Origin of the sequence: Paenibacillus sp. IHB B 3084 (genome assembly GCF_001447315.1) — a bacterium.
Taxonomy (GTDB): domain Bacteria; phylum Bacillota; class Bacilli; order Paenibacillales; family Paenibacillaceae; genus Paenibacillus.
Map to the genome: position 1 here is coordinate 4,705,516 of NZ_CP013203.1, position 25,447 is coordinate 4,730,962.

16 protein-coding genes and 5 pseudogenes are annotated in these 25,447 nt (G+C 45.9%); 19 read left to right on the forward strand and 2 right to left on the reverse strand.

Annotated features, from left to right (window positions below):
- Nucleotides 1-2 precede the first annotated feature (2 nt).
- Nucleotides 3-689 carry a TerC family protein gene (locus tag ASL14_RS22050; RefSeq protein WP_223264089.1) on the reverse strand — a complete coding sequence of 229 codons (687 nt, stop codon included), beginning with the start codon at nt 687-689 and terminating at the stop codon, nt 3-5.
- A gap of 253 nt (nt 690-942) precedes the next feature.
- Here ASL14_RS22050 and ASL14_RS22055 point away from each other — a divergent pair, with 253 nt between their 5' ends.
- From ASL14_RS22055 to ASL14_RS22075, 5 genes are all read left to right on the forward strand, one after another.
- A complete protein-coding gene (locus tag ASL14_RS22055) occupies nt 943-1,602 on the forward strand; it encodes a TerC family protein (protein WP_134913471.1) in 660 nt (219 codons plus the stop codon).
- Between the two features lie 116 nt (nt 1,603-1,718).
- A complete protein-coding gene (locus ASL14_RS22060) occupies nt 1,719-2,210 on the forward strand; it encodes a hypothetical protein (RefSeq protein ID WP_134913472.1) in 492 nt (163 codons plus the stop codon).
- A gap of 294 nt (nt 2,211-2,504) precedes the next feature.
- Nucleotides 2,505-4,346, forward strand: a complete 1,842-nt coding sequence (typA, locus tag ASL14_RS22065) for a translational GTPase TypA (RefSeq protein WP_134913473.1) — start codon at nt 2,505-2,507, stop codon at nt 4,344-4,346.
- A gap of 124 nt (nt 4,347-4,470) precedes the next feature.
- Nucleotides 4,471-5,535, forward strand: coding sequence for an LCP family protein (locus tag ASL14_RS22070; protein ID WP_134913474.1), 1,065 nt, complete (start codon nt 4,471-4,473; stop codon nt 5,533-5,535).
- A 380-nt stretch (nt 5,536-5,915) separates the two neighbouring features.
- Nucleotides 5,916-7,247 (forward strand): PhoH family protein, encoded by a 1,332-nt coding sequence (locus tag ASL14_RS22075; RefSeq protein ID WP_134913475.1) that lies wholly within the window; start codon nt 5,916-5,918, stop codon nt 7,245-7,247.
- Between the two features lie 141 nt (nt 7,248-7,388).
- On the opposite strand, the gene ASL14_RS22080 is transcribed toward ASL14_RS22075, so the two are convergent.
- Complete coding sequence (locus ASL14_RS22080) at nt 7,389-8,477, reverse strand: hypothetical protein (RefSeq protein WP_134913476.1); 1,089 nt, start codon at nt 8,475-8,477, stop codon at nt 7,389-7,391.
- Nucleotides 8,478-8,773: 296 nt separating this feature from the next.
- Between ASL14_RS22080 and ASL14_RS22085 the strand changes: the two genes are divergently transcribed.
- The 14 genes and pseudogenes from ASL14_RS22085 (at nt 8,774) to ASL14_RS22150 (ending at nt 25,439) form a co-directional block, all read left to right on the forward strand.
- A complete protein-coding gene (locus ASL14_RS22085) occupies nt 8,774-9,424 on the forward strand; it encodes an RsfA family transcriptional regulator (protein ID WP_134913477.1) in 651 nt (216 codons plus the stop codon).
- A gap of 125 nt (nt 9,425-9,549) precedes the next feature.
- The gene (locus ASL14_RS22090) at nt 9,550-10,509 is read left to right on the forward strand and encodes a ketopantoate reductase family protein (protein WP_134913478.1); all 960 of its coding nucleotides are present in this window, start codon (nt 9,550-9,552) and stop codon (nt 10,507-10,509) included.
- Between the two features lie 4 nt (nt 10,510-10,513).
- Entirely contained in the window at nt 10,514-10,903 is a 390-nt protein-coding gene (locus ASL14_RS22095) for a DUF3397 domain-containing protein (protein ID WP_134913479.1), read from the forward strand.
- 153 nt (nt 10,904-11,056) lie between these two features.
- Entirely contained in the window at nt 11,057-12,760 is a 1,704-nt protein-coding gene (locus tag ASL14_RS22100) for a peptide ABC transporter substrate-binding protein (protein ID WP_134913480.1), read from the forward strand.
- 196 nt (nt 12,761-12,956) lie between these two features.
- Nucleotides 12,957-13,887, forward strand: a pseudogene (locus tag ASL14_RS29005) (ABC transporter permease).
- 4 nt (nt 13,888-13,891) lie between these two features.
- Nucleotides 13,892-14,842, forward strand: coding sequence for an ABC transporter permease (locus tag ASL14_RS22110; RefSeq protein ID WP_134913481.1), 951 nt, complete (start codon nt 13,892-13,894; stop codon nt 14,840-14,842).
- 11 nt (nt 14,843-14,853) lie between these two features.
- Nucleotides 14,854-15,798, forward strand: coding sequence for an ABC transporter ATP-binding protein (locus ASL14_RS22115; RefSeq protein WP_187644770.1), 945 nt, complete (start codon nt 14,854-14,856; stop codon nt 15,796-15,798).
- 122 nt (nt 15,799-15,920) lie between these two features.
- Nucleotides 15,921-17,552 (forward strand): bacillithiol biosynthesis cysteine-adding enzyme BshC, encoded by a 1,632-nt coding sequence (gene bshC, locus ASL14_RS22120; RefSeq protein ID WP_134913482.1) that lies wholly within the window; start codon nt 15,921-15,923, stop codon nt 17,550-17,552.
- Between the two features lie 44 nt (nt 17,553-17,596).
- A pseudogene (locus ASL14_RS22125) lies at nt 17,597-18,861 on the forward strand (adenosylhomocysteinase).
- Between the two features lie 286 nt (nt 18,862-19,147).
- A pseudogene (gene mraZ / locus ASL14_RS22130) lies at nt 19,148-19,632 on the forward strand (division/cell wall cluster transcriptional repressor MraZ).
- A 17-nt stretch (nt 19,633-19,649) separates the two neighbouring features.
- Nucleotides 19,650-20,600: a 16S rRNA (cytosine(1402)-N(4))-methyltransferase RsmH gene (gene rsmH / locus ASL14_RS22135; RefSeq protein ID WP_134913483.1), complete on the forward strand. Its 951-nt coding sequence runs from the start codon at nt 19,650-19,652 to the stop codon at nt 20,598-20,600.
- Between the two features lie 24 nt (nt 20,601-20,624).
- A complete protein-coding gene (locus ASL14_RS22140) occupies nt 20,625-21,008 on the forward strand; it encodes a hypothetical protein (RefSeq protein WP_223264090.1) in 384 nt (127 codons plus the stop codon).
- 58 nt (nt 21,009-21,066) lie between these two features.
- Nucleotides 21,067-23,416: pseudogene (locus tag ASL14_RS22145) on the forward strand (penicillin-binding transpeptidase domain-containing protein).
- Between the two features lie 83 nt (nt 23,417-23,499).
- Nucleotides 23,500-25,439 (forward strand): annotated as a pseudogene (locus ASL14_RS22150) (stage V sporulation protein D).
- Nucleotides 25,440-25,447: the final 8 nt, after the last annotated feature.

Sequence of the window (25,447 nt, forward strand, 5' to 3'; positions counted from 1 at the left end):
AATTATTTCAAAACAGCTTTTTTTCGACTGGATATGGCTCTGCGGTTTTGAAGATAGCCTGTGAGCAAAATACCAACCATCACTGAGGCAATAAACAGGACACGCAGCGCGGGGTGTGCGGTAAAGTATGGCTCCAGCTTGCGTTCTTCGGTAATCATATTGGAGGCGGTATAGCCAAGCACAGCCGAGCCCAAATAGATGATCCAGGGGAATTTGTTAATAAGCTTGATGAAAAGAGTGCTTCCCCATACGACAATCGGCACGCTGATCAGCAGACCGAGCACCACCAGTATCAAATGCTGCTGGGCAGCGCCTGCGACGGCGATCACATTGTCCAGTCCCATGGCTGCATCAGCTATAACGATGGTGCGTATAGCGCCCCATAAACTCGTGCCGGCTTTGACTTCGGCGTGATCCTCCTGATCTACCAGCAGCTTGTATGCAATCCAGATCAGCATTATTCCTCCGACGAGTAGCAGCCACGGCACTTGAAGCAGCCAAAGCACGACAATCGTGGCGGCTATACGAATGAGTAGAGCACCTCCGGTACCGTACAGTATCGCTTTTTTTTGCGTTTCGGGCGGTAGCTTTCGGGCGGCAAGCCCAATTACAATAGCGTTATCTCCTGCAAGCAGAAGGTCAATAAATATCACATTAAGCAGTAGCCAAAAAAACTGAAATCCGGACATGTCAATCGTTCTCATCTCCCTGATTAAACAACCTACTAAGTTCAGTATGCTCTGTTTATGATTAATACCCGTTTCCCGGAAATACGATTCATTATATTGCTGTTTGCTAATCATTTCAAGGATTATGCTCAACAAATCAGGTGTTGATTTTTAATAAATTATGGATATGTTTAATAAAATTATTAGATTCCTCGGTGTACAAGCATACCCTCGTCCTATTTCGCATACAAGTAGGATGGGGGTGTTTGTACACATGGAGCATATCATTTTGCTGTTGAAAATATTAATGATCAATTTGGTGTTAAGCGGTGATAATGCGGTTGTTATAGCCATGGCGAGCAAAAACTTGCCTGCAAGACAGCGGAGCCAAGCAATATGGTGGGGGGCGCTCGGCGCAGTTGCCCTGCGCTGTGTGTTGACTTTTGCAGCTGTCATTTTGCTAGGCATACCCTTCATTCAGGCAGCAGGTGGTCTGCTCTTGTTATGGATTGCGTTTAAGCTGCTTTATGAGAATAACGATAATATGGGAGTAAGAGCAGAAACGACCATATGGAAGGCTATACAAGTGATTCTGGTAGCGGATTTTGTGATGAGTCTGGATAACGTATTGGCTATTGCAGCACTTGCAAATGGGGACATTGCGATCATTGTCATCGGTATTGCGATTAGCATTCCAATTGTGGTGTGGGGAAGCAACGTTATTGCAGTCTGGCTTCACCGTTTCCCTGTACTTGTTCTACTCGGATCTGCAATACTGGCCTTCACAGCAGGTGAAATGCTACTGCGTGATCCCAAACTGGGAGCATGGTTAGCCGGGTCTGGGGAAGTTTTACATTCATGGTTACCGGGATTACTGGCCATCGTAGTTGTAATAGCAGGATTATATCAGCAGTTGCGAGCCCGCCGCATTTGAACGTAGTTTTTTTGGAAAACATCGGCTAAACTATACATAGGGCTTTTGCAAATGCCGGGGAATCTACTCGTTTTTTGTAAAAACACTATAAAATCCAGCAAATAAAGGAGACCACGATGAATTCCGGAAAAGAGCGTATGATCGGATTGGGCATCATTGCCGTAGGACTGATTATTTTGTTAGGAAAACTGGGGGTCTTCTCCTTTTTGGGACAATACTTCTGGCCCTTGCTGATTTTAATACCTGGTATTATACTGCATGCGATGTACATGATGCGTAAGGTTTCTCCCATTATGCTGCTGCCGGCCGGGATTTTGTCGGTGTACGGTTTTTTATTTTTTCTCTGTAATACATGGGGCTGGCATTTGATGGTCTATCTATGGCCTATGCTACTACTGGGTGTGGCGGTTGGATTATGGGAATACGCCATTAATGATATAACGCTACCTCGCACCTTATATACAGGGAGCATGATTTTGGGGCTCGTTTCGATATTTCTGCTGATTATCAGCATGTTAGGGACCGGAATTATTTATGTGGTTGCAGTTATACTGATCGGTGCGGGAATATGGTTGATGGTTAACAATCGCACCAAACGTAAATGGTGAAACGACAAGGTGTGCAAAATTTATGGCGGTAAATTACGGAACAGCCAATAATGTCTTGCTTTATGACATATTTCAACTATAATATAATGGATATGATAAGAGCGTCGGAACGTTTTCTGACGCTTATTTTAAGGTTTTCACGCGAATCGGAAAGAGAAGCTGCCTGCACAAAGCCTGAAATATACAGAGGGCTGGCAGGGAGCGGGCCTGAAGAACGATTGTTAGCCTTGGATAAGCATTACTTTCAGGATAGAGACACTATTTTGATATACGGAAAGGATATGGATACAAACCATGCATGCAAGAGAGAACATTCGCAATATTGCTATTATTGCCCACGTCGACCACGGCAAAACGACGCTTGTCGACAAGCTTCTACAACAGTCCGGAACATTTAGAGACCACGAGGCTGTTCAGGAGCGCGCCATGGACTCCAACGATCTGGAGCGTGAACGCGGTATTACGATTTTGGCTAAAAATACAGCTATTACGTACAAAGATTACCTGATCAACATTGTGGATACACCGGGACACGCCGACTTTGGCGGCGAAGTGGAACGGATTATGAAAATGGTTGACGGTGTTTTGCTCGTCGTTGATGCTTACGAAGGTTGTATGCCGCAGACTAAATTCGTACTGCGTAAAGCGTTGGAGCAAAACCTCACGCCAATCGTTGTTGTTAACAAAATTGACCGTCCGGCAGCTCGTCCGGCCGAAGTTATTGATGAAGTACTTGATCTGTTCATCGAGTTGGGTGCGAATGATGAGCAGTTGGAATTCCCTGTTGTTTATGCTTCAGCGCTGAACGGAACATCCAGTCTGGATGCCGAAAAGCAAGACGATAACATGCAGGCATTGTACGAAACCGTTGTGGATCACATCCCCGCTCCAACGGAGAAAGTAGATGAGCCTCTTCAATTCCTCGTAACACTGATGGACTATAACGAATATCTTGGCCGCATTGCAGTTGGCCGTGTAAACCGTGGTATTATCAAGCAAGGACAAGCGGTTACGGTTATGCAGCGTGACGGCAGCAGCAAATCAGCGCGTATTGAGAAGCTGTTTGGTTTCCAAGGTCTGAAACGGATCGAAACCGATCAAGCGGGCGCTGGTGACATTGTGGCTATTGCAGGGATCAAGGATATTAACATTGGCGAAACGATTGCCGATCCAAATCATCCTGAAGCTTTACCTGTACTGAAGATTGATGAGCCAACGCTGCAAATGACCTTCCTGGTTAATAACAGCCCATTCGCAGGTCGCGAAGGTAAGTGGATCACATCCCGTAAACTGCGCGAGCGTCTTCTGAAAGAACTTGAAACGGATGTCAGCTTGCGTGTTGATGAAACCGACAGCCCGGACGCATTTATCGTATCTGGACGTGGTGAGTTGCATCTGGGTATCCTGATTGAAAACATGCGTCGTGAAGGTTATGAGTTGCAAGTGTCCAAACCGGAAGTAATCGTGAAGGAAATTGATGGCAAGAAAATGGAGCCTATCGAACGTCTCCTCATTGATATTCCTGAAGAAAGCATGGGCGCAGTTATGGAAAGTCTCGGCTCCCGTAAAGCTGAAATGGTCAACATGATTAACAACGGCACCGGACAGGTTCGTTTGGAATTCCTGATCCCTGCACGTGGTCTGATTGGTTACACTACGAACTTCCTGACTTTGACTCGTGGTTATGGCGTAATGAACCATGCGTTTGACAGCTATGGTCCATTTGTTGGCGGTCAAGTTGGTGGACGTCATCAAGGCGTACTCGTTTCGACTGAAAATGGAAGCACTACATTCTATGGAATGATGGGTGTAGAGGATCGCGGTATTCTGTTCCTGGAGCCGGGTACTGAGATTTATGAAGGTATGGTCGTCGGAGAGCATACACGTGATAACGACATCGTTGTTAACATTTGTAAAGAGAAGCAATTGACGAACGTTCGCTCTGCAACAAAAGACGATACTGTTAAACTTAAAACGCCTCGTATCTTCTCTTTGGAACAGGCGCTCGAATATTTGAATGATGATGAGTATTGTGAAGTTACACCGAATGCCATTCGTTTGCGCAAAAAGATTTTGAACAAAAGTGAGCGCGAGCGTGCAGAAAAACAGCGTAAAACAGCACAAGCAAATTCGTAATTGATTGGATTGGTTTGGGCCACAGCGGCGACGCCCGGCAACGGGATGCGCCGCTGTATCTGTTTTAGGATTGTAAACTTGGAGAAAGTTTTATTTCTCAAAACGCAGGAAAAGGTGTTGAAGCATGAGTAATCTTTCTAACGGATTGCCTCCCCGGACACAAAGCGGGAAAAAATCCGCCAAACCGAAAAAAACGAAAAAGAAAAAAAGCTTTTTCAGATCGTTTATGAAGTTTGTTCTGTTTCTGCTCATTATAGGTATCTTGGCGGCCGGCGGTTACGCCTACTATCTATACAATCAGGTAGAGGATGTTTTGGATACGGGGATCAATAAAGAGGTGCCAAAAACACAGTTGGCCGAGGCCAAGCCTTTGACCATTTTGTTGCTTGGAACGGATTACCGCCCTGATCATCCAACATATTTGTCGGACGTTATTATGGTAGCTACACTGAATCCCAATACCAAGTCATCTACAATCGTGTCGTTGCCGAGGGATACGCGGCTGGAGCTGGATGGATATAAACCTCGTAAGCTGAATGAGTACTATCCGGTGTTCAAGGCCAGAGAGAAAGAGTCTGGTGAAGTCGCTGAAGATCAAATGAAGAAGATGATCGGCAAATATTTGAATATTGACATCGATTATGTGACGGTTATTAACTTCCAGGGCTTCAGAGATGTTGTAGATAATTTGGGTGGCGTAGATGTTACGGTCGACAAAAATATGTGTTACCGTGACAGTGCAGATGGTACTAACATTAACTTGAAGGCAGGAGCACAACATTTGGACGGTGATCAGGCCCTTGATTTTGTTCGTTACCGTAAATCAAACTGTCGCCCGAGAACAGCTGAATCTGATGATTTTGATCGCAACCGTCGACAAAATCAGGTGCTTCATTCCTTGATTGACCAAATGCAGTCCTTTAGTGCTCTAAGCAAATTTAGTGCAATTATTAAATCCGTTGATAAGAATATGATGACGGATATTGAGTCTCAGCAAATGAAAAATCTCGTACAGACCTATTGGAATATTTCCAAGCAAAATGTGAATTACAAACCGGTAGCGGGAACGTGGCGCAGTCCTTATGTCTATATTGATGAGCAGCAGCTTGATCTGGCCAAACAAGCACTGCAAGAGGAATTATCCAAAAAGACGAGTGACAATAATACTGTCTCTTCTTCCAATTCTTGAGTTTGTATCTTACTTCCCTCTTATGTTATACTCGCAGCGAGTAAAAGCTCTTATATGGCATAAGGGGGTTGAGGTATGTCTGAATGTGTAGCACGCCAAGTATATGGTTTTGACATTCATACCCGTTTGCTGTCTAATATCGTTTGCTTTTTTGGTAATGAAATGAATGGAATAAGTAAGGTCCAGTGAGTAATCACTGGGCCTTTTGTGTCTGATCCCAAGGTGTACAGGCTCTAACGGCTCTAATTACCTACCAACTTTTCGTTGTTTAACGCTGTCTCTGGGGTCTTTTTTCAGGGAATCAGCAAGTATTGGGTACCCGGTGAATAGGTATAGGTATGAAACACGAGATTGTCCACGCCGCTTTGGAGGGGATCTAAATGAAGAAAATTTTTGTGCTGGATACGAATGTACTACTGCATGATCCGAAAGCCATCTTTACCTTCAAAGAACATGAAGTGGTTATTCCAGCTGTTGTTCTGGAAGAAATCGACTCCAAAAAACGCAACGCGGATGAGATTGGACGGAATGCACGCAACGTATCGCGATTGCTGGACGGATTGAGGGAAGTAGGGCATCTGCACAGTGGTGTTCCGCTTCCGCAAGGTGGGAGGCTCAAGGTTGAATTAAATCACCGGAGCTTTTTGAAAGTTCAGGAGATGTTCGGGGAGGTTTCGAACGATAACCGAATCTTGGCGGTCGCCTTGAATTATCAGTTGGAGGAGCAGGAGCTACCTGAACCGCGTTCGGTCGTGCTGGTCAGTAAAGATGTGCTGGTGAGAATCAAGGCAGATGTGTTAGGACTGCTGACCGAAGACTATTTATCCGACAGAACCGGTGATCTGAGTGAGCTATATCCCGGGTACTCGGCAATTCAGGTGCATCCGTCCATCATAGATGAGTTTTATTCCAATCGTTTTTTACCTATCAAACCACTGGAGCTGTCTTATACGCTATATCCTCATGAATTCGTTATTCTAAAGGATGAAATGGGAACTGGAAAATCGGCTTTGCTGAAAGTGAATCAGGAGGCAGATCGATTGGAGCCTCTGTATTTAAGCAATGAATCGGTGTGGGGGATCAGTGCGCGTAATGCCCAACAACGGATGGCGCTGGAGCTTTTGCTTAATGATGATATCCCGTTGGTGACGATTACCGGAAAAGCAGGTACAGGCAAAACGTTGCTGGCGCTCGCGGCGGGTCTGCTCAAGGTAGAGGATGAACATCGTTTCAAGAAGCTGCTCATTGCCCGTCCTGTCGTTCCTATGGGCAAGGATATCGGTTATTTACCAGGAGAAAAAGAAGAAAAGCTTCGCCCGTGGATGCAACCGATCTACGACAATCTGGAATATCTGTTTGATGCCAAAAAATCAGGCGATATCGATAAAATTTTGATGGGCTTGGGCAGCATTCAGGTGGAGGCGCTCACTTATATTCGCGGGCGTTCAATACCTGGACAATTTATTATTGTTGATGAGGCACAGAATTTGTCCCGACATGAGATCAAAACAATCGTATCTCGTGTAGGTGAGGGGAGTAAAATTATTTTGATGGGAGACCCGGAGCAAATTGACCACCCTTACCTGGATGCCGCCAGTAACGGGCTGACGTATGTAGTAGAACGCTTCAAGCAGGAAGGGATTAGCGGACATATTATGCTGGAAAAAGGAGAGCGCTCCAAACTGGCGCAGTTGGCAGCAGATTTGCTGTAGCAGCTCCTATCACTATTCACTATCAATTTTTATATACTGCACAGCATTTTGTTGCAAATAAGAAGACCTCGGGAACATCCCCGGGGTCTCTTATTTTTGTCCATGTATTATTTATGATAGCTATACAAGGGTGAAAAAGGCTTAATTCAGGCTCAGTTCTAGCTTAACCTCAAGTACCCCCGCTATGGTGCGTACCTCTGTGGCCTTGACATAAGAAATGAGCTGCTGCGGATAGAAGCCCAGATCAAAATCCTTTTCCAGCTTGTTACGGGTCGTATCTGGTAGCTCCAGTCCGTTAAAGACGAGCCGGTCCACATGGAACAAAATCGCATTTTGCGGTTCTTTCTCAACCGTATAGTGTCCCTCTACCCTCAATTTCATAGTCCCCTGTTGACCTTCTACAACAATACGATCCTGCCCGAAGGAAAAGTTGAAGTGATTAAATAATTCATTTTCCGATTTCAGAAAACGGTTAAAATCTTCCTCACGTATGCTTATCGTAATGACTTTGCCGTTTGTAATCATGGCTCCTTGCTGTTGTTGAATAAATTGAGGCAAATCCTGCATCGCTTGAGCCAGTGCTTTAAAATGCTTGTTCACCTCGTAGACGCCTACATTCTCCCAATAGGCTGTCATTTCGCTGATTAGCTTGCGTAGCGTATCCGGGTCATTGCTGTTGTTAACACCGGCATTTACACGCTCCTGAAGCAAAACAATGCGCTTACGTTGTTCCAACAAGTTTGTTTTGACCGTTTCCAAATCCGATGAGGCCCGTGTGACCTGTTCTTCCGTTTTTCGCATATTCCGATAATTGGACTCGTATTCCTGAAGCACATCCTGATCGTGGCTAATCAGCAACAAGTAGTAATCGTACAGGGAGAGAAGCTGCTTAAGATTTTTAGCTCCCAGCACTACACTGAGCAGCTTGTCCCTTTCGCCCATATAATAGGAGCGCAGCACAGAACTCGCACGTTTCCTTTGCCTGATCATCTGCTCCTGCTGAGTGGCGAGATTGCTCCGCAGTTCCTGCTGACGTTGTAAAAGTATCTGTTGTTCCTGACTGATCCGCTCAATTTCATGATCAATCTCGACGATTGACAGACTATCTTGCAAAATCCGGTTTGCCTCTTCTGAAGGAGCGGCCAGAACAGGACGTACAGGCATGGTGGTAAGTATCAAAATGATCGTTAGCAGAGTACAACTTATCATTTTTAGAGTGGATCTGTTCATTGGTTTTCCCCTTTTATGTATTCCCGTAAAAGTCTAACAGTAATATATATGTTCCTTTCTTATTCTTTAACCATTGATTTATTGTACAGCACCCAGAGGATGCTTGAAACCCGAAACTATATTTGTCCACGTATGAGTTCTTATAGAAATGGAAATACAATTTAGTATCAAATAGATTCTATGAACTCTACGAGAGGCATAGAAATGAATAAACAGCTTTTATACCCTATTCAAATACCGGTAAGACCGGTTCATGAAGACGGTTATTTCAGGATGTTGTTAGGAGGGCTAGAGGCATGACTGCAATAAGACAAGATGCATGGAGTGCGGAAGATGATTTGATATTGGCGGAGGTGACATTGCGTCATATCCGGGAAGGCGGAACACAGCTAGCCGCATTTGAAGAGGTTGGGCAAAAAATAGGAAGAACCTCCGCGGCATGTGGCTTCCGCTGGAACAGTTGCGTGCGCAAGCGTTATGATGAAGCCATCAGTATTGCTAAAGCGCAGCGTCAAAAACGCAGTTATATTCGCAAGCAGAGTCCGGTTGGTGTATCTCAGGTGGCGGCTTTTGCCACGCTTGATATGGCTGAAGGGGTATACAGAGCGGATGGAACGAGTGAGGATACGTTGTCCATCGACGCTGTGATCCGCTTTTTGCGTCAATGGAAGGGATCTGTACAGGAAACCAATCGACAGATTAAAATGCTGGAAAAAGATTTACGTGAAAAGGAAGAGGAATTAAATCAACTTCGCTCTATTAATGACCGGCTGTCCAAAGAGGTTAACGAGGTGCAAACCGACTATCGTGTTGTAAATGATGATTACAAAGCCCTGATTCAGATTATGGACCGGGCTCGTCGCTTGGCTTTAATCACCGAGGATGAGGAAGAGCTAAAATCCAGATTCAAAATGGACGCCAATGGGAATCTGGAGCGCATTGAGTAGCAAAATTACAGCAGCATATGTTAAATAAAACGTCAACTCGCGCTTTGCCGTAGTTGGCGTTTTTTGTATTTCTCTAGAGTGCATATGATATAGTAGAAAAAAGATGGAAGCGAGACGATACATAGGTGATTGATATTATTGGAGCAGGTTCGCTCGGATTGTTGTTTGCCGGGAGGCTGGCAGCCTCAGGCACGAAAGTAAGGTTATGGACACGAACGCTTGAGCAGGCACGTATCATTGCATGTGAGGGGATTACTGTGCTTGAAAAAGAGGGACAGGTTGCTGTTCATGTGATCGGAGACACATTGAAGGTAGCGCCGTTGGCAGATTGGCAACGCTTGAATTCACAGGTTCCGCCACGATGGATTTTGATAATGACCAAACAGGGGGCGATTGAGGAAGTATTGGAGCAGATTAAACCTGCGGATAATATCGAAAATGATATCGGAATTATTTGCTTACAGAACGGAATCGGACATATAGAACGAATCAGACAAGCCTGTCCTGAAGCTACGGTATACCCTGCGGTAACGACCGAAGGAGCCAAGAGAATGGGAGTAGCATCCGTCGTACATGCCGGGATGGGGGCTACGGAAATTGGGTGTCCGGATGAACTGGAGGAAGTACAGGCGGGGAGTTTCAAACAATGTGTGCTAAATCGGCTGCTTGCAGCAGGATTTGACGTTTGCTTGTCGAAAGAAATCGAGAACGGTATATACCGCAAGTTGCTGATTAACGCCGTGATTAATCCACTGACAGCAATATGGCGAATCCCCAATGGAGAGTTGCTTTCCGACCCGGGTCGTATACAAATGATGCGCAAGCTATACGAAGAGGGCATTCAAGTGTACGAAGCCAATGGTATTCGGTGGGACAGTGTATGGTGGGATCAGATTATGAAGGTTTGCCGGGCAACGGCAGAGAATCAGTCGTCTATGCTGACCGATGTACTTGCACATTCCATGACGGAGGTTGCTTCCATTAACGGACAGCTGGTGCAGATGGCAGAGCGAGCGGGGGTTACTGCACCAACCCATGCGGTATTATGGCAATTAATTGAGGGCATGCGGCTAAAAGAGGGGTGATCAGTTGAGTCTCATACAAGGTACCATCATCACATTTAGTATTCTTCCCTTTTTTCCGTTTCTGATCGTGTTTGCGGTTTGCCGCTACCTGCTTAAAATGGAAAAAAAGAAGTCGCTGCTTATATCTATGGACATTACCACGGCTTTTCTGATACTATCCGTCGCGGCGCTCTTTAACGTCATTTTTGCATCACGATTCGGTTTTTATTTGATATTATTGTTGCTTCTTCTGGCGCTGGGTTTAATTGGAGGAGCCCAAAATCGAATAAAGGGTAAGGTCGATGGCAAAAGATTATGTAGAGCAGTCTGGAGATTGACTTTTATAGCAATGACATTGGCGTATATTTTATTAACTATTGTTGGCATATTTAAAAATATATTCAATAACATGTGATATAACATGACATGAAAACCTGAAAAAATATGAATTAATCATGTTTTTTTGAAAAAAAAGCTCAATTTAAAGAAATGTGATGTAGATTTTTTTGACCGCTGGTTGTATAATCTATAAACATATACCACTTTAGAACTAGGGGGAAAACGCTAGATGAAAAGGAAAAGCTTTTTAGTCCTTTTGACACTCATTCTTGCAGTAGGCGCACTGTTAGCAGGTTGTGGCTCTGCCAAGAACGATAACAATGGTAAGGGCGCACAAGAAAATGCATCAACTACGCCGGCTCCGGCCGACAAACAAATTTTGCGCATTAATCTGGCATCCGAGCCGCCAACATTTGACCCGGCACAGGCTCAAGATACTCAAGCAAACACTGTTTTGAAAACAATGTATGAAGGTCTTGTTCGCATGGGCCCTGATGGTAAAGAAATTCCTGGCGTAGCTGAATCATGGAAAATTTCCGATGATGGAAAAACATATACGTTCAAGCTTCGGGATACTGCAAAATGGAGTAATGGTGACCCTGTCAAAGCAAGTGACTTCGTATTTGCTTGGCAACGGGTATTGGATCCTTCCACGGCTCCAGCACCTCCGTATGCTTACCAATTGTACTATATCAAGAATGCTGAGGGATACAACCTGAGCACATCCAAATCTTTTAAAGGAACTAAAATTCCAGACTTCAAAGATGTAGGTGTCAAAGCAGTTGACGACCATACATTGCAGGTAGAACTGGAACATGCAACACCTTACTTCTTGGGCTTGACTGCTTTCTACACCTATTATCCGGTGCACCCGTCTGTTAAAGGTAATGATAAATGGGCGACTAAAAAAGAAAGCATGATCACTAATGGGCCTTTCACATTGTCGACTTGGGAGACTGGTCAAAAGATCGAAGTTTCCAAAAGCGAGAATTATTGGGGTAAGGACGAAATTAAGTTGAAGACAATTACAATGTCCCTTGTAAACAGCGGTGCAACAGAACTCGCTTCTTACAGAAGTGGACAACTTGATTATGCAGGTAAGCCTAATGGCGAAATCCCTGCAGATCAAATGATGGCTGTAAAAAATGAAATGCCTAATGAGTTCCAGGCTAAAGGTATTGCAAGCACATATTACTATTTGTTTAACGTTACTGAAAAACCGTTCAACAATCTTAAAATTCGTAAAGCCTTTGCAATGTCCATTCAACGTCAGCCGATTGTTGAAAGAGTAACGATGGGTGGGGAAATTCCTGCTTATGGCTTTGTCCCTCCGGGTATTAAAGGTTTGTCTCAGGAATATCGTAATGAGCACAAAGATGATTATTTCAAGGAAGATGTGGCTGAAGCGAAGAAACTGCTTCAAGAAGGTATGAAAGAAGAAGGCGTAACTTCTCTTCCTACAATAACCTTGCTCTATAACTCCACTGAAGGGCACCAAAAAATTGCTTTGGCGGTTGCGGATATGTGGAAGAAAAACCTGGGAATCGACGTGAAAACGCAAAATCAGGAGTGGGGCGTATTTATCCAAACTCGTAACAAATTGAATTTCCAAATTGCTCGTGGTGGATGGTCTGCTGACTTTAATGATCCAATGACATTCCTGGATATCTGGACAACTGGTAATGGTAACAATAATTCTGGATACGCTAATCCAGAATATGACGGTTTAATTAAAGCGGCTAGAACAGAAACTGATCCAGGTAAACGCATGGAAATATTTGCGAAAGCTGAGAAGCTTCTTGTTCAGGATGATATGATTTTGTTACCTATTTACTATTACTCTAATACTTCCTTAACGAAACCAAATGTAAAAGGGATTGCCTTGGATTTTAGTGGTGCAATTGACTTTACAAGGGCTTATATAACACAGTAAGTAGCTGATACTTGATTCTGAAGTTGAAGGGTTACTTCGGGATATATATGTGGATACTACCATATATATCCCGTTTTTTTGTGTGTGAGGGTTCTTTTCATGAATTATGTAACCATGCATATAAGTAGAGTGGACAACCTAACTCTATTTCTATAGAATCGAATGGTGTCGAAAAATATGGGGGTGTAAACGGGCGATGGCGCGTTATTTGATCAGTAAATTTGTTTTTATGCTTATTTCTTTGCTTATTCTGATCTCTGCGACGTTTTTTCTAATGAAGGCAATTCCGGGTAACCCTTCATGAGTGAAAGAGCGACGTCTCCTGAGATTCAAGCCCGATTGATGGAACAGTATGGGCTGGATAAGCCTGTATATGTGCAATATTTTAAATACTTAGGTGATATTGTTACAGGGGATTTTGGAATTTCCATGAAGAAATTAAATCAAGAAGTAAGCGACATTATTGGACAAACCTTTATGGTATCACTTAAGTTAGGTTTGGTTGCTATCGTTGTTTCTATTATTGTCGGTATTTTACTAGGCATGCTTGCGGCGTTGTATCATCGCAGGTTAATTGATACGGTAGCGATGGTAATGGCAATTCTGGGTATTGCGGTTCCCAGCTTTGTTCTTGCATCATTGATTCAGTTCTTTTTGCCCAAAAGTTGGAATTGTTTAATGTTATGGGTTTTGAGGGCCCGATGGACTACGTTCTGCCTGTTGCGGCTTTGTCTGCTCAACCGATTGCATTTATTGCTCGATTGACGCGTTCCAGTATGCTGGAAGTGCTGCATGCGGATTATATCAAGACGGCTAAGGCTAAAGGTTTGAAATCGATAACGATCATGTTTAAACACGTTGTGCGGAATGCTATTTTGCCGGTTGTTACCTACGTTGGCCCAATGACAGCGAATATTATTACCGGATCTGTTGTTATTGAACGAATCTTTGGGATAGGTGGTATCGGTAAAGTGTTTGTGGATAGTATCACAAGCCGCGATTACACTATGATTATGGGCATTACAATTTTTTACGGTGTTTTGCTCATGCTGGCTCGTTTTATTACAGATGTTGCGTACGGGTTTATTGATCCTCGGATTAAGCTGACCGGTAGGAAGGAGGGGTAACTTTATGTCTGTGAAAGACAATGCTGTGAATTTGGACAAGCTTCAGATGAAACCAGAAGATTTCCAGAAAGTTGGAGTGGATGAGAAGCAATCTGAACTTATTAAGCGAGAAAGCTTATCTGCTTGGCGTGACGCCTGGGAACGGCTTCGTCAAAACAAGGTTGCTATGACTAGCTTAATTATTCTATTTCTAATCGTGCTTTTCTCCTTGATTGGTCCGAGATTGTCACCCTATAATTACTATTCTAATGATTTGCTGAGCACAAACCTGCCCCCTTCTGCGGAACACTGGTTCGGAACCGATGACTTGGGCCGTGACATGTTCGTCCGTACTTGGATGGGTGCTCGAATTTCCTTAACGATTGGTTTGGCCGCGGCTTTGATCGATTTGTTGATTGGTGTTATTTATGGTGGAATTATGGGTTACTTTGGTGGCCGTGTTGACGAAATCATGAATAAATTTTCTGAAGTTTTGTATTCCATTCCTTATCTGCTTGTTACGATCCTATTGCTCGTTGTGCTGGAGCCAAGCATCACGACGATTATTATCGCACTTTGTGTGACCGGCTGGATTAACATGTCATGGATTGTACGTGGGGAAATGATGCAACTCAAAAACAGAGAGTTTGTACTTGCTTCCCGTTCCATGGGTGCTGGAGCAGGTCGTTTGCTTTTCCGTCACCTGTTGCCAAATGCTGTAGGGCCAATCATCGTTACTTTGACGTTGAGTGTTCCAACCGCTATTTTTTCCGAAGCTTTCTTGAGCTTCTTGGGATTAGGAGTGCCAGCTCCTCAAGCTTCGCTGGGTTCAATGATTGAATCAGCTCTGACAGGATGGATGTACTATCCTTGGCGTATGCTTTTCCCGGCAGGTTTGATCAGTTTGATTATGCTTGCGTTCAACCTTTTTGGTGATGGATTGCGTGATGCGCTTGATCCGAAGCTGAAGAAATAGGAGGTGAGATCATGGTGAGTAGCAACAATTTAATTGAGGTTGAAGGTCTTAAAAAGTATTTTAATGTTGGCAAAAACCGTGTGCTCAAAGCGGTGGACAACCTGAATTTTTATATTCGCGAAGGCGAAACACTAGGTATGGTTGGTGAATCAGGTTGTGGTAAATCTACAGCGGGCCGTACCATTCTTCGCTTATATGAGCCTACAGCAGGTAGCGTGCGCTTTAACGGTACGGATATCTACAAATTATCATCAGGTAAAATGAAAGCCATGCGCCGTGATATGCAGATGATCTTCCAAGATCCGTATGCATCCTTGAACCCGCGTTTTACGGTTTCTGATATTATTGGTGAGGCACTGGATATTCATAACATGGCAGGCAGCCGTGCTGAGCGCAAAAAACGGATTGAAGAGTTGCTGGATCTGGTAGGTTTGAACCCGGATCATGCAACCCGTTATCCCCATGAATTTTCCGGTGGTCAGCGTCAACGTATCGGTATTGCCCGTGCGCTGGCGGTTAATCCTAAATTCATTATTTGTGATGAGCCGATCTCGGCTCTTGACGTTTCTATTCAGGCTCAGGTTGTCAACTTATTAAAAGAGCTTCAAGAGCGTCTTGGTCTGACATACCTGTTCATTGCGCATGATCTCTCGATGGTCAAGCATATCAGTGACCGGGTAGCCGTAATGTATATGGGTAAAATGGTTGAGCTTGCAGAAAGCGCGGAGTTGTATGCAAACCCGATCCATCCTTATACGAAAATGCTTCTATCGGCGATTCCGGTTCCCGATCCGGAAGTTGAAGCTAACAAAAAACGGATTATTATGCCTGGCGATCAAGCCGGTCCAATTCATACAAATGATGCATCCGGCAATAAGTCAGGAGCCTATAACCTGGAAAATGCCAAGCTGATCGAAGTGTCCAAAGGACATTTTGTAGCTGAGCCTTACGCCTGATGTTGTTTTATGCACCAACCGCCGAGTTTGCTCGGCGGTTTTTTTGTGAGAAGCTTTGACGCGGACAAGGGCTTTCGGTACAATCAAGCAGTAAGGTTTTGGTGGAGACAGGAGGCAGACCCATGAGAATAATTCCGGCAGAGCTTCGCGGAGGGTCGGCTTTGGCAGAAGATTACATACAGGGTACAGGACGCGCACGCGATTTGTATGAATATGATGTTCTGCATGCCGATGCTTATGCCCAACGAGCGAAGCGACTGGATGAGACGGAGCATCTACGATTAAACCGTAAGGATGTCGTAGCATGTCTCCGCATATACAATGAGCAATACAACGCACACGAGGCGGTTTATGCTTCATTGGATCGGCTGGAGCAACCAGACGCTCTGGTGGTAGCTGGCGGGCAGCAAAGCGGACTGTTCACAGGTCCGATGCTGGTCGTTTACAAAGCTGCTACGATTATTAAGGCGGCCAGGGAAGCGGAAGAACGGCTGGAGCGTCCGGTTATTCCCGTTTTCTGGATTGCGGGTGAGGATCATGACTGGGATGAAGTCAATCATACCTATGTAATGGCGAATGACCCGCAAGCAGTCAAAATCAAGCTCAATAAGCAGCCGGAACGTCGTTCTTCGGTTAGTGCCATTAAGGTCGATGCCGCAGAGTGGAAGCAAGCCATGGCTGATATAGAGCAAAGCTTGCCCGACTCAGAGCATAAGGCTGATATTTTGCGCATGATTGAGCATGGTTTCGATGACTCATACGGACTAAGTGAAAGCTTCGCCAAACTGCTGGGACTTCTTTTCGGCGCCTACGGATTAGTGCTGCTTGATTCTGCTGATCCTTCGTTGCGCAAGCTGGAGGCATCCGTTTTCCGTCGGTTGGTTCAGCACAATGATGAACTGGAGCAAGCTTACCGGGCGACTGCTGCACGGATTGTAGATTACGGCTATCATTTGCAAGCAGATGTACATGAAGGCGGCGCGAATCTCTTTTATATCCATGAAGAAGAACGCTTGCTGCTGTTCAAGCAAAACGGGTTGTTCACGGATCGCCGCGGTCAGGTGGCATTTACAGTCGAAGAACTGCTCGAAGAGACAGACAGGCACCCGGAACGTTTTAGTAACAATGTCCTAACCCGTCCTCTTATGCAGGACTCACTATTTCCAGTGCTGGCCTCTGTGCTGGGACTAGGAGAAATTGCCTACTGGGCGATTACACGGGATGCCTTCGGCGTGCTGGAGATGCAGATGCCATTACTGCTGCCACGGATGTCCTTTACGTTGGTAGAGCCAGGTGTGGAAAAGCATATGTTGAAGTATGAATTGAGCTTTGGCGAAGTTAGAGACGGGCTTGAGGAACGGAAAAAGCAATGGATTGTCACTCACGATCAGCTTGGAATGCAGGAGCAGTTTGCAGGGGCCAAGGAAGCTTTTGTCCGTATATACGAACCGCTGATACAGCAGTCAGGCTTGATTGAAAAAGGTTTACTCCGGCTGGGAGAGACCAATCGCGAGAAGATTCTGGAACAGATTTCCTATCTGGAAGCAAAAGTTCAGGAAGCACTGTTCCGGCAAAATGAATCAGCGCTTCGTCAATGGGATCGTATCGAGTGGTCACTTTTTCCGTTCGGACAGCCGCAGGAACGGGTGTATACGATTTATCATTTTCTAAACCGTTACGGCCTTGGCCTGATCGATATGATTATGGATGTACCTACCGATCTGGCGGGTACGCATCGTGTCATTTATGTATGATTTAGCATGCTAAAGCAACAACCAATATGAAGGAGGAATAAAATATGACTTCGCATTCTTTGCAAAACAGCATCGTTCACGATATTAAACTGGCACCTGAGGGCCATCTGAAATTGATTGGGTGGAAGCCCATATGCCGGTATTGAACCGTATACGTCAACAGTTCGAGCAGGAGCAGCCTTTTAAGGGTCTGAAGGTAACTATTTGTCTGCATCTGGAGGCCAAAACGGCCTATCTGGCTAAAGTAGTACAGGCGGGCGGGGCTGAAGTCACGATTACGGGTAGTAATCCATTGTCCACACAGGATGATGTTTGTGCAGCATTGGTTGAAGATGGAGTTACGGTATTGGCTAAATACAATCCGGACCCGGCTGAGTTTAAAAGCTTGCAAATTAAGGCGCTGGAAACGAAGCCGGACCTTATTATTGATGACGGAGGCGACCTGGTTACTCTGTTGCAATCCGAACGACCTGATCTGATTTCTACCATCCGTGGTGGAGCTGAGGAAACGACAACCGGAATTATCCGCTTGAAGGCGCTCGAAAAAGAGGGTCAACTCCACTTCCCGATGGTGGCCGTTAACGATGCTTACTGCAAATATTTGTTCGACAATCGTTATGGTACTGGGCAGTCAGCATTCGACGGTATTATTCGCACAACCAACCTGGTTGTGGCAGGCAGCACAGTCGTCGTGGTGGGTTATGGCTGGTGTGGTAAAGGGGTTGCGATGCGTGCGAAAGGGCTGGGAGCCAACGTGGTCGTAACCGAAGTTGATCCAATCAAGGCAGTAGAAGCGCATATGGATGGTTTCCATGTGTTGCCAATGGTGGAAGCAGCCAAGCTGGGTGACTTTTTCATTACGGTGACTGGCAACAAAGCCGTAATTACCGGAGAGCACTTTGATGTCATGAAGGACGGGGCTGTGCTGTGTAATGCGGGGCATTTTGATGTGGAGGTTAGTAAGCCTGAGCTTGCCAAACGTTCCGAATCCATTCGGACGGTGCGTCGCAACATTGAAGAGTACCGCTTCAAGGATGGACGTAAAATGTATTTGCTGGCAGAAGGACGCCTCGTGAATTTGGCTGCGGCGGATGGTCATCCTGCGGAAATTATGGATACCACATTTGCACTTCAGGCGCTTGGCTTGAAATATGTGAACGATCGTTATAATGAGTTGGGTAAAGCTGTAATTAATGTACCTTATGAAATTGATGAGCAGGTAGCCCGCTTCAAGCTCGATAGCCTGGGAATCAAGATTGATTCTTTAACAGAAGACCAAAAGGTCTATCTGGATAGCTGGAATGCATAACTTGAGCATTGCCGGTCACGTTGGCCGGGTTCAAAGGTTTTAACGTGTAACACAGGTGTTTGTATAGGATGGTATGATGAATGAGACTAAGCCCTTTATTTTCATGTTGTTTCGAAACCTGATGCATATTGTCGGGAGTTCGTCTTCATGGAAAAAGGGGCTTTTTGGCGTGTTACGATACGTGGCAACAATAATAGACATCACCGTACGGATTTGTTGTTTATTACTTTTTGGAAATGTAAAGAAGGTCTTTGATTTTTTAAAGCGAATCTATTATGCTTAGGTGGTGGAAAGTGGGCCAAAGTGGGAGAATGGGGTAAGGGGTGACGAAACCAATGTTTATGGGGAGTTCCAACATAGCATTGATGAGAAGGGTCGGCTTACTGTTCCGGCCAAGTTTCGTGAACTTCTGGGTGCCTCGTTCGTAGTTACCCGCGGGCTGGATCAATGCCTCTTCGTGTATCCCATGGATGAGTGGGCTGTCATGGAGAAAAACTTAAAGCACTGCCTTTGATGAAGGCCGATGCGCGGGCGTTTACCCGGTTTTTTTTCTCGGGCGCGACTGAATGCGAATTGGACAAACAGGGCAGGGTAAATTTACCGGGGAATTTGTGCGAATACGCTAAGCTTACCAAAGAGTGCGTCGTATTGGGAGTGTCCACCCGGGTAGAGATTTGGAGCAAGCACACTTGGGAGCAATATTTCAGCCAATCAGAAGAAGCATTTAACGACATTGCTGAGAAATTGGTTGATTTCAACTTTGAATTGTAATTTAGGAGGTCAGCCGTTTGTTTCACCACATTACCGTACTCAAGGAAGAAGCAACACAGGCACTAAACATCAGGCAGGACGGGATCTATGTGGACTGCACGTTGGGAGGGGCAGGACACAGTTCCGTCATTGCGTCACAGCTTGGCCCTGAGGGAAGGCTGATAGCCTTTGATCAGGATGACTGGGCATTGAACAATGCGCGTGAGAAGCTGTCGGCCTACGAAGGAAAGATTTCATTGGTGAAATCCAACTTTCGCCACCTGCAGGACAGGCTGGCTGAACTGGGATTGCCCGAAAAAGACGGCGTCCCGCAGGTCCAGGGTATTTTGTTCGATCTGGGTGTGTCCTCGCCCCAGTTCGATGAGGGGGAACGGGGATTCAGCTACAATCATGATGCGCCGCTAGATATGCGGATGGATCAGAGTAGCTCGCTGACGGCTAACGAGATTGTCAATGAATGGTCTGAAGCAGAGATTGCGCGTATTTTGTTTCACTACGGAGAAGAGAAGTTTTCACGCCGGATCGCGAAGATTATGGTTGAACGTCGAAAAAACAAGCCAATTCACACCACAGGGGAACTTGTCGATATTATCAAAGAAGGAATTCCGGCTGCGGCACGCAGAACCGGGGGACATCCGGCCAAACGCAGCTTTCAGGCTTTGCGAATCGCTGTGAATGATGAGTTGGGTGCACTGGAAGATACTTTGCATCAGGCAGTAAAATGTCTGGCTCCAGGGGGCAGAATTTCGGTTATTACGTTCCATTCTCTGGAGGATCGGATATGCAAGCATATTTTCAAGGAGTATTTGGCGAAAAGCATCTATCCATCTGATTTGCCTATTTTGGAGGACAAAATGATAGGGGATCTGAAGCTGGTGAATCGTAAGCCGATTGTGGCGTCAGAGCAGGAATTGGAGCTTAATCCACGGTCCCGGTCAGCCAAGCTGAGAGTTGCCGAAAAATTGTAAATTTAATGGAGAAGGAGAGGCGACATGGCTTATACACGCGGTAATTTGGCTGTAAAAGAAAGAGCCCGTCAGGAACAGGTTCAGCAACAACGGTATCGTGAAACCACTAAAGTCGTTACACGCCGTAGAGAGCTGCCGATTCGGGAAAAGCTGCTGTATCTTTTGACACTTGTAACGTGCATTGTCATTGCTGGTATGCTGATTGGCAGATACGCGCACATTTATCAAATCAATTATTCGATTAATACAGCGAGCAAGGACATTTCCAAATTACAGACCAATATCGCCCAACTGAAAATTCAGAAGGAACGGCTGGAAATCAGATTGTACCTACGGCAAAGGAACAGGGATATATCGAGCCGACTAGAGAGCCCATTCGTGTGGAAAAGCAGGCTGCCAATTAGTTAGTTAGGGCATAGCATTAAGCTATGCTCTGACGTACATTTTTTTGCAGAGAGGTTGAGCTATGGTCAAAAGAATAAAGCTTCGCACACTGCTGATAGGGGGATGTATTACCCTCTTTTTTCTTGTTCTGTTACTTAAGGTATTTTGGATTCAGGTCGTGAGCGGGGAATACTGGCATAATCAGGTAGTTACGCAGGTGGAAAGAGACCAGGTGATCCAGCCCAAGCGCGGAACGATTACGGATCGTAAAGGAAATGTACTGGCTACAGATGCCCCTGCCTATACGGTAGTGGTCAACCCAAGCATCATTCAGGAATATGATCTGGAAAACGAGGTCGTAGCCAAACTGCATCAGCTGCTCAAAACACCTGAGGACGAACTGAGAAAGCATCTTTCGGCCAAGGACAAAGGCGGTAACTATTTAAAAAACCGCGAGATCCGTAATGGAGGCTGGAAGGTAGATCCTGAGGTCAAGGTACAGGTGGATACGTTCAAAGAATATTTAAAGGATAAGTACAAAGTGATTGGAGCTGTGGACACGGTTCAGGAATCCAAACGCTATTATCCGGAAAATAAGCTGGCTTCTCATGTTCTTGGCTATTACCGGAAAGACGGTACAGCAGGCATGGATTGGAAGCCTATTATAATAAAGAGCTCTCGGGCACGGCCGGAAAGCTACTTTATCAGCGGGATCTAAAGGGAGTTCCTCTTCAGGGATCGGAGAGCAATTATGAACCGGCACAAAATGGTAAGAATTTAAAGCTGACGATTGATGACACGATTCAGTATTATATAGAAGACGCTATGCAGGAAGCTATTGCAACATACAATCCGAAAACGATGACGGTTGTAGCGGCAGATCCCAAACGATGGACGTTCTCGGTATGGCGAGTTATCCTAATTTTAATCCCAATACATACGGGAGCACATCGTCAATGGATTTTTTCCGCAATAATGCAACTCAGTCCATTTATGAGCCAGGCTCCACGTTTAAGATTGTAACCTTGGCTGCGGCAGTTCAGGAAAAGGTATTCAACCCAAATGAAACCTATCAGTCTGGTATGATCCGAGTTGGGGATGGGATATTCGTGACGTGAGTCGAAATTGGGGAACGTTAACCTATCTTCAAGGGGTTAAGCGTTCAAGTAACGTCGGTTTCGTCCATCTGGGGCTGTATAAGCTGGGCGGCGAAAGGCTGAAGAAATATATCAACAACTTCGGATTTGGTGTCAAAACAGGTATTGATCTTCCGAGTGAGTCTAGCGGAGCCATTACGTTCCACACCCAATACAAATCCGAAGTCGCAACGGCTGCATATGGACACGGACGTGTTCAGGTAACGCCAATCCAGCAGGTAGCGGCTATCTCGGCCATTGCTAACGGTGGTAAGCTAATGCAACCTCATCTGGTGAAGGAAATTACGAACCCGGATACAGGGGAAGTACAGACGATTCAACCGAAGGAAGTCCGCCAGGTGATTTCGCAGGAATCGGCAGTACAGACCAGCAGCTATCTGGAGCAGGTCGTGTCTGACCAAGAAATTGGAACCGGGCGTCTTGCTTATATTGACGGGTACCGTGTTGCTGGTAAAACAGGTACGGCGACGAAAGTCGTGGGCAAGTGTATGACCATTCGAAGGATGTCGTGTCCTTTATCGGCTTTGCACCCGTGAATGATCCGAAAATAGCTGTTCTGATTGTTATGGACGAACCTAACAAATCGGTAGGTGGCGGTACGGCAGCAGCCCCTGTGTTCAAGAAATCGTATCCCAGTCGCTGCAATACATGGGGGTTCCCAAAACGGGAGCCAAAGCGAATAATAAATCAGATAGTGCTGCTGTGAAAACGGTGAATTTGCCGACGGTGCCAAAATTAACCGGTCAGGTGAAGAAGGATGCACAAAACGCATTGCTCAAACAGGGGATTGCCTATGAAACGGTCGGCAAAGGCTCCAAAATTGTCCGTCAGTACCCGGAGGCAGGCGTTAAAATGAAGCCGGGACAACGCATTTATTTGCTGACCGAGGATAGTGCCAACATGACCATTCCCGACTTTACAGGTGTCTCGTTGCGTGACACGCTGCAAGTGTTGACGCTCATGAAGGTGGGCGTTCAGGTAAGCGGCGAAGGTTATGTTGTCTCGCAAAAGGCACAAATGGTGAGTGGCAAGCGGGTCGTTAGTGTGATACTCCAGCCAGCCAAAGAAACCGTAACCGGAGTAAAGCCGGAGGAAACACCCGACTCGACTACCGGCGTAGCAACTAACCAAACAGGCAGTACAGCAAAAACGAATACTGATGCAAAAACCGATACCACTGCGAGTGCAAGCTCAAACGGGGATACTTCCAAGGGTGGGGTCTCCGCTGTAGCCGATGAAAAAAGCGCGGCTGCGATTAAAGGCGAGGATAACTGATAGCTTGTTCTAACGTCTGTTTTTTTGAATATTCATGAGGTAAGACATGTCATGAGTATTTGGAGGAACGGAGGGGAGTGCGTTTGAAGAAATCTAACGTGACCATGCGGCGCAGGCTGGTATGGGGGCTGCTGGGATTGTTTGTACTGTTTGCAGCCTTGTCAGTCCGGCTCGCCTATGTTCAATTGGGTAAAGGGGGCGAACTCTCGGCCAAGGCTGAGGAATCGTGGCGCCGAAATATACCTTTTGCCGCCAAACGCGGCGAAATTTTGGATCGGCAAGGTACGGCGCTGACCTATAATGTCACTTCGCCGACAGTCATGGCGATACCGGTGCAGATCAAGGAGCCGGAAGAAACGGCGCGCAGGCTGGCGCCCTTGCTAGATATGAGCGAGGATAAAGTGCTCAAACTGATTACCAAACGAACAGCAAGCCAAAAACTTCAGCCCGGCGGACGAAAAATTACGATGGAGAAAGCGCAGCAAATTCGTGATTTGAAGCTGCCGGGTATCGTTGTTGCTGAAGACAACAAACGCTATTATCCTTATGGTGATTTGGCGGCTCATATTCTCGGGTTTACGGGAATTGACAATCAGGGGTTGACAGGTGTAGAGAAAAAGAATAATAGCAAGCTTCGCGGTATTGACGGAAGCATTGCTTATCTATCCGATGCAGGCGGTCGTCTGATGCCCGGCTCTTCTGAGAAGTACGTTGAACCCAAGGATGGTCTGAACTTGCAACTGACCATTGATAAGTCTGTACAGTCTATCATGGAGCGGGAGCTTGACCAGGCCATGGTCAAATTCCAGGCTAATTCCGCGTTGGCCATCGCAATGAACCCCAAAAATGGGGAAATCTTGGGTATGGCCGGGCGACCAGGCTATGAGCCTGCGCTATACAAACAATATGCACCTGAAATTTACAATAGAAATCTGCCGATTTGGATGACATACGAGCCAGGCTCCACTTTTAAGATTATTACTTTGTCTGCTGCATTGGAGGAGAAGAAGGTCGATCTCAAAAACGATCGCTTTTTCGACCCGGGGTACATTGAAGTTGGTGGGGCCCGCCTGCGCTGTTGGAAAAAAGGCGGCCACGGTAGCCAGACTTTCCTTCAAGTCGTGGAAAATTCCTGTAATCCAGGCTTTGTAACGCTGGGTCAGCGTCTGGGTAAGGAATCGCTTTTCAAGTATATTCGCAATTTCGGGTTTGGCAGTAAAACGGGCATTGACATGATTGGTGAAGCAAATGGTATCTTATTTAAGTTACCCCAGGTAGGACCGGTAGAGCTGGCGACAACCGCTTTTGGCCAAGGGGTATCTGTGACTCCGATTCAGCAGGTGACGGCCGTGTCTGCTGCGATCAATGGCGGCAATCTGTATAAACCGCACATTACCAAAGGCTGGATTCGCCCAGAGACAGGGAAGGTGCTGGAAAAGTAGAGCCTGAACTGGTGCGCAGAGTCATTTCAGAGGATACCTCCCGACAGGTGAGGGAAGCGCTGGAGAGCGTCGTAGCCAAAGGCACAGGCCGTCCCGCTTTTATTGAGGGTTACCGGGTGGGTGGCAAAACAGGTACAGCGCAAAAGGTGATCAACGGACGTTACTCTTCCTCGGAGCATATTGTATCCTTTATCGGTTTTGCCCCGGCGGATGATCCGCAAATTGTCGTCTATACCGCTGTGGATAACCCGAAGGGCATTCAATTCGGCGGGGTGGTCGCTGCGCCAATCGTGCAAAATATTTTGCGGGATTCGCTGCTTGCTCTGAAAATTCCACCTCGCACCAATCAGATTGCCAAGGAATACAAGTACGGGGAAAACCGAATTGATACGGTGCCGGATTTGGTAGGTGCTACTGTGGCTGATTTATACGAAGATATGAATATGAACTTTATGCTCGTAAAATCCGGGTCAGGCAAGACGGTGGTCAGTCAGGCACCAAAGCCAGGCTCCCGGCTGGAGCGGGGATCAACAATCCGTATATATATGGGGATTGATAGGTTCTTTTTATACCCATACTAAGATTAACG

What these genes read in the sequence shown, in the direction of transcription:
- typA (WP_134913473.1), top strand. Translation starts at nt 2,505, where the DNA reads ATGCATGCAAGAGAGAACATTCGCAATATTGCTATTATTGCCCACGTC.
- ASL14_RS22085 (WP_134913477.1), top strand. Translation starts at nt 8,774, where the DNA reads ATGACTGCAATAAGACAAGATGCATGGAGTGCGGAAGATGATTTGATA.
- ASL14_RS22060 (WP_134913472.1), top strand. Translation starts at nt 1,719, where the DNA reads ATGAATTCCGGAAAAGAGCGTATGATCGGATTGGGCATCATTGCCGTA.
- ASL14_RS22140 (WP_223264090.1), top strand. Translation starts at nt 20,625, where the DNA reads ATGGCTTATACACGCGGTAATTTGGCTGTAAAAGAAAGAGCCCGTCAG.
- ASL14_RS22070 (WP_134913474.1), top strand. Translation starts at nt 4,471, where the DNA reads ATGAGTAATCTTTCTAACGGATTGCCTCCCCGGACACAAAGCGGGAAA.
- bshC (WP_134913482.1), top strand. Translation starts at nt 15,921, where the DNA reads ATGAGAATAATTCCGGCAGAGCTTCGCGGAGGGTCGGCTTTGGCAGAA.
- ASL14_RS22055 (WP_134913471.1), top strand. Translation starts at nt 943, where the DNA reads ATGGAGCATATCATTTTGCTGTTGAAAATATTAATGATCAATTTGGTG.
- ASL14_RS22100 (WP_134913480.1), top strand. Translation starts at nt 11,057, where the DNA reads ATGAAAAGGAAAAGCTTTTTAGTCCTTTTGACACTCATTCTTGCAGTA.
- ASL14_RS22115 (WP_187644770.1), top strand. Translation starts at nt 14,854, where the DNA reads ATGGTGAGTAGCAACAATTTAATTGAGGTTGAAGGTCTTAAAAAGTAT.
- ASL14_RS22110 (WP_134913481.1), top strand. Translation starts at nt 13,892, where the DNA reads ATGTCTGTGAAAGACAATGCTGTGAATTTGGACAAGCTTCAGATGAAA.
- ASL14_RS22075 (WP_134913475.1), top strand. Translation starts at nt 5,916, where the DNA reads ATGAAGAAAATTTTTGTGCTGGATACGAATGTACTACTGCATGATCCG.
- ASL14_RS22050 (WP_223264089.1), bottom strand. Translation starts at nt 689, where the DNA reads ATGTCCGGATTTCAGTTTTTTTGGCTACTGCTTAATGTGATATTTATT.
- ASL14_RS22080 (WP_134913476.1), bottom strand. Translation starts at nt 8,477, where the DNA reads ATGAACAGATCCACTCTAAAAATGATAAGTTGTACTCTGCTAACGATC.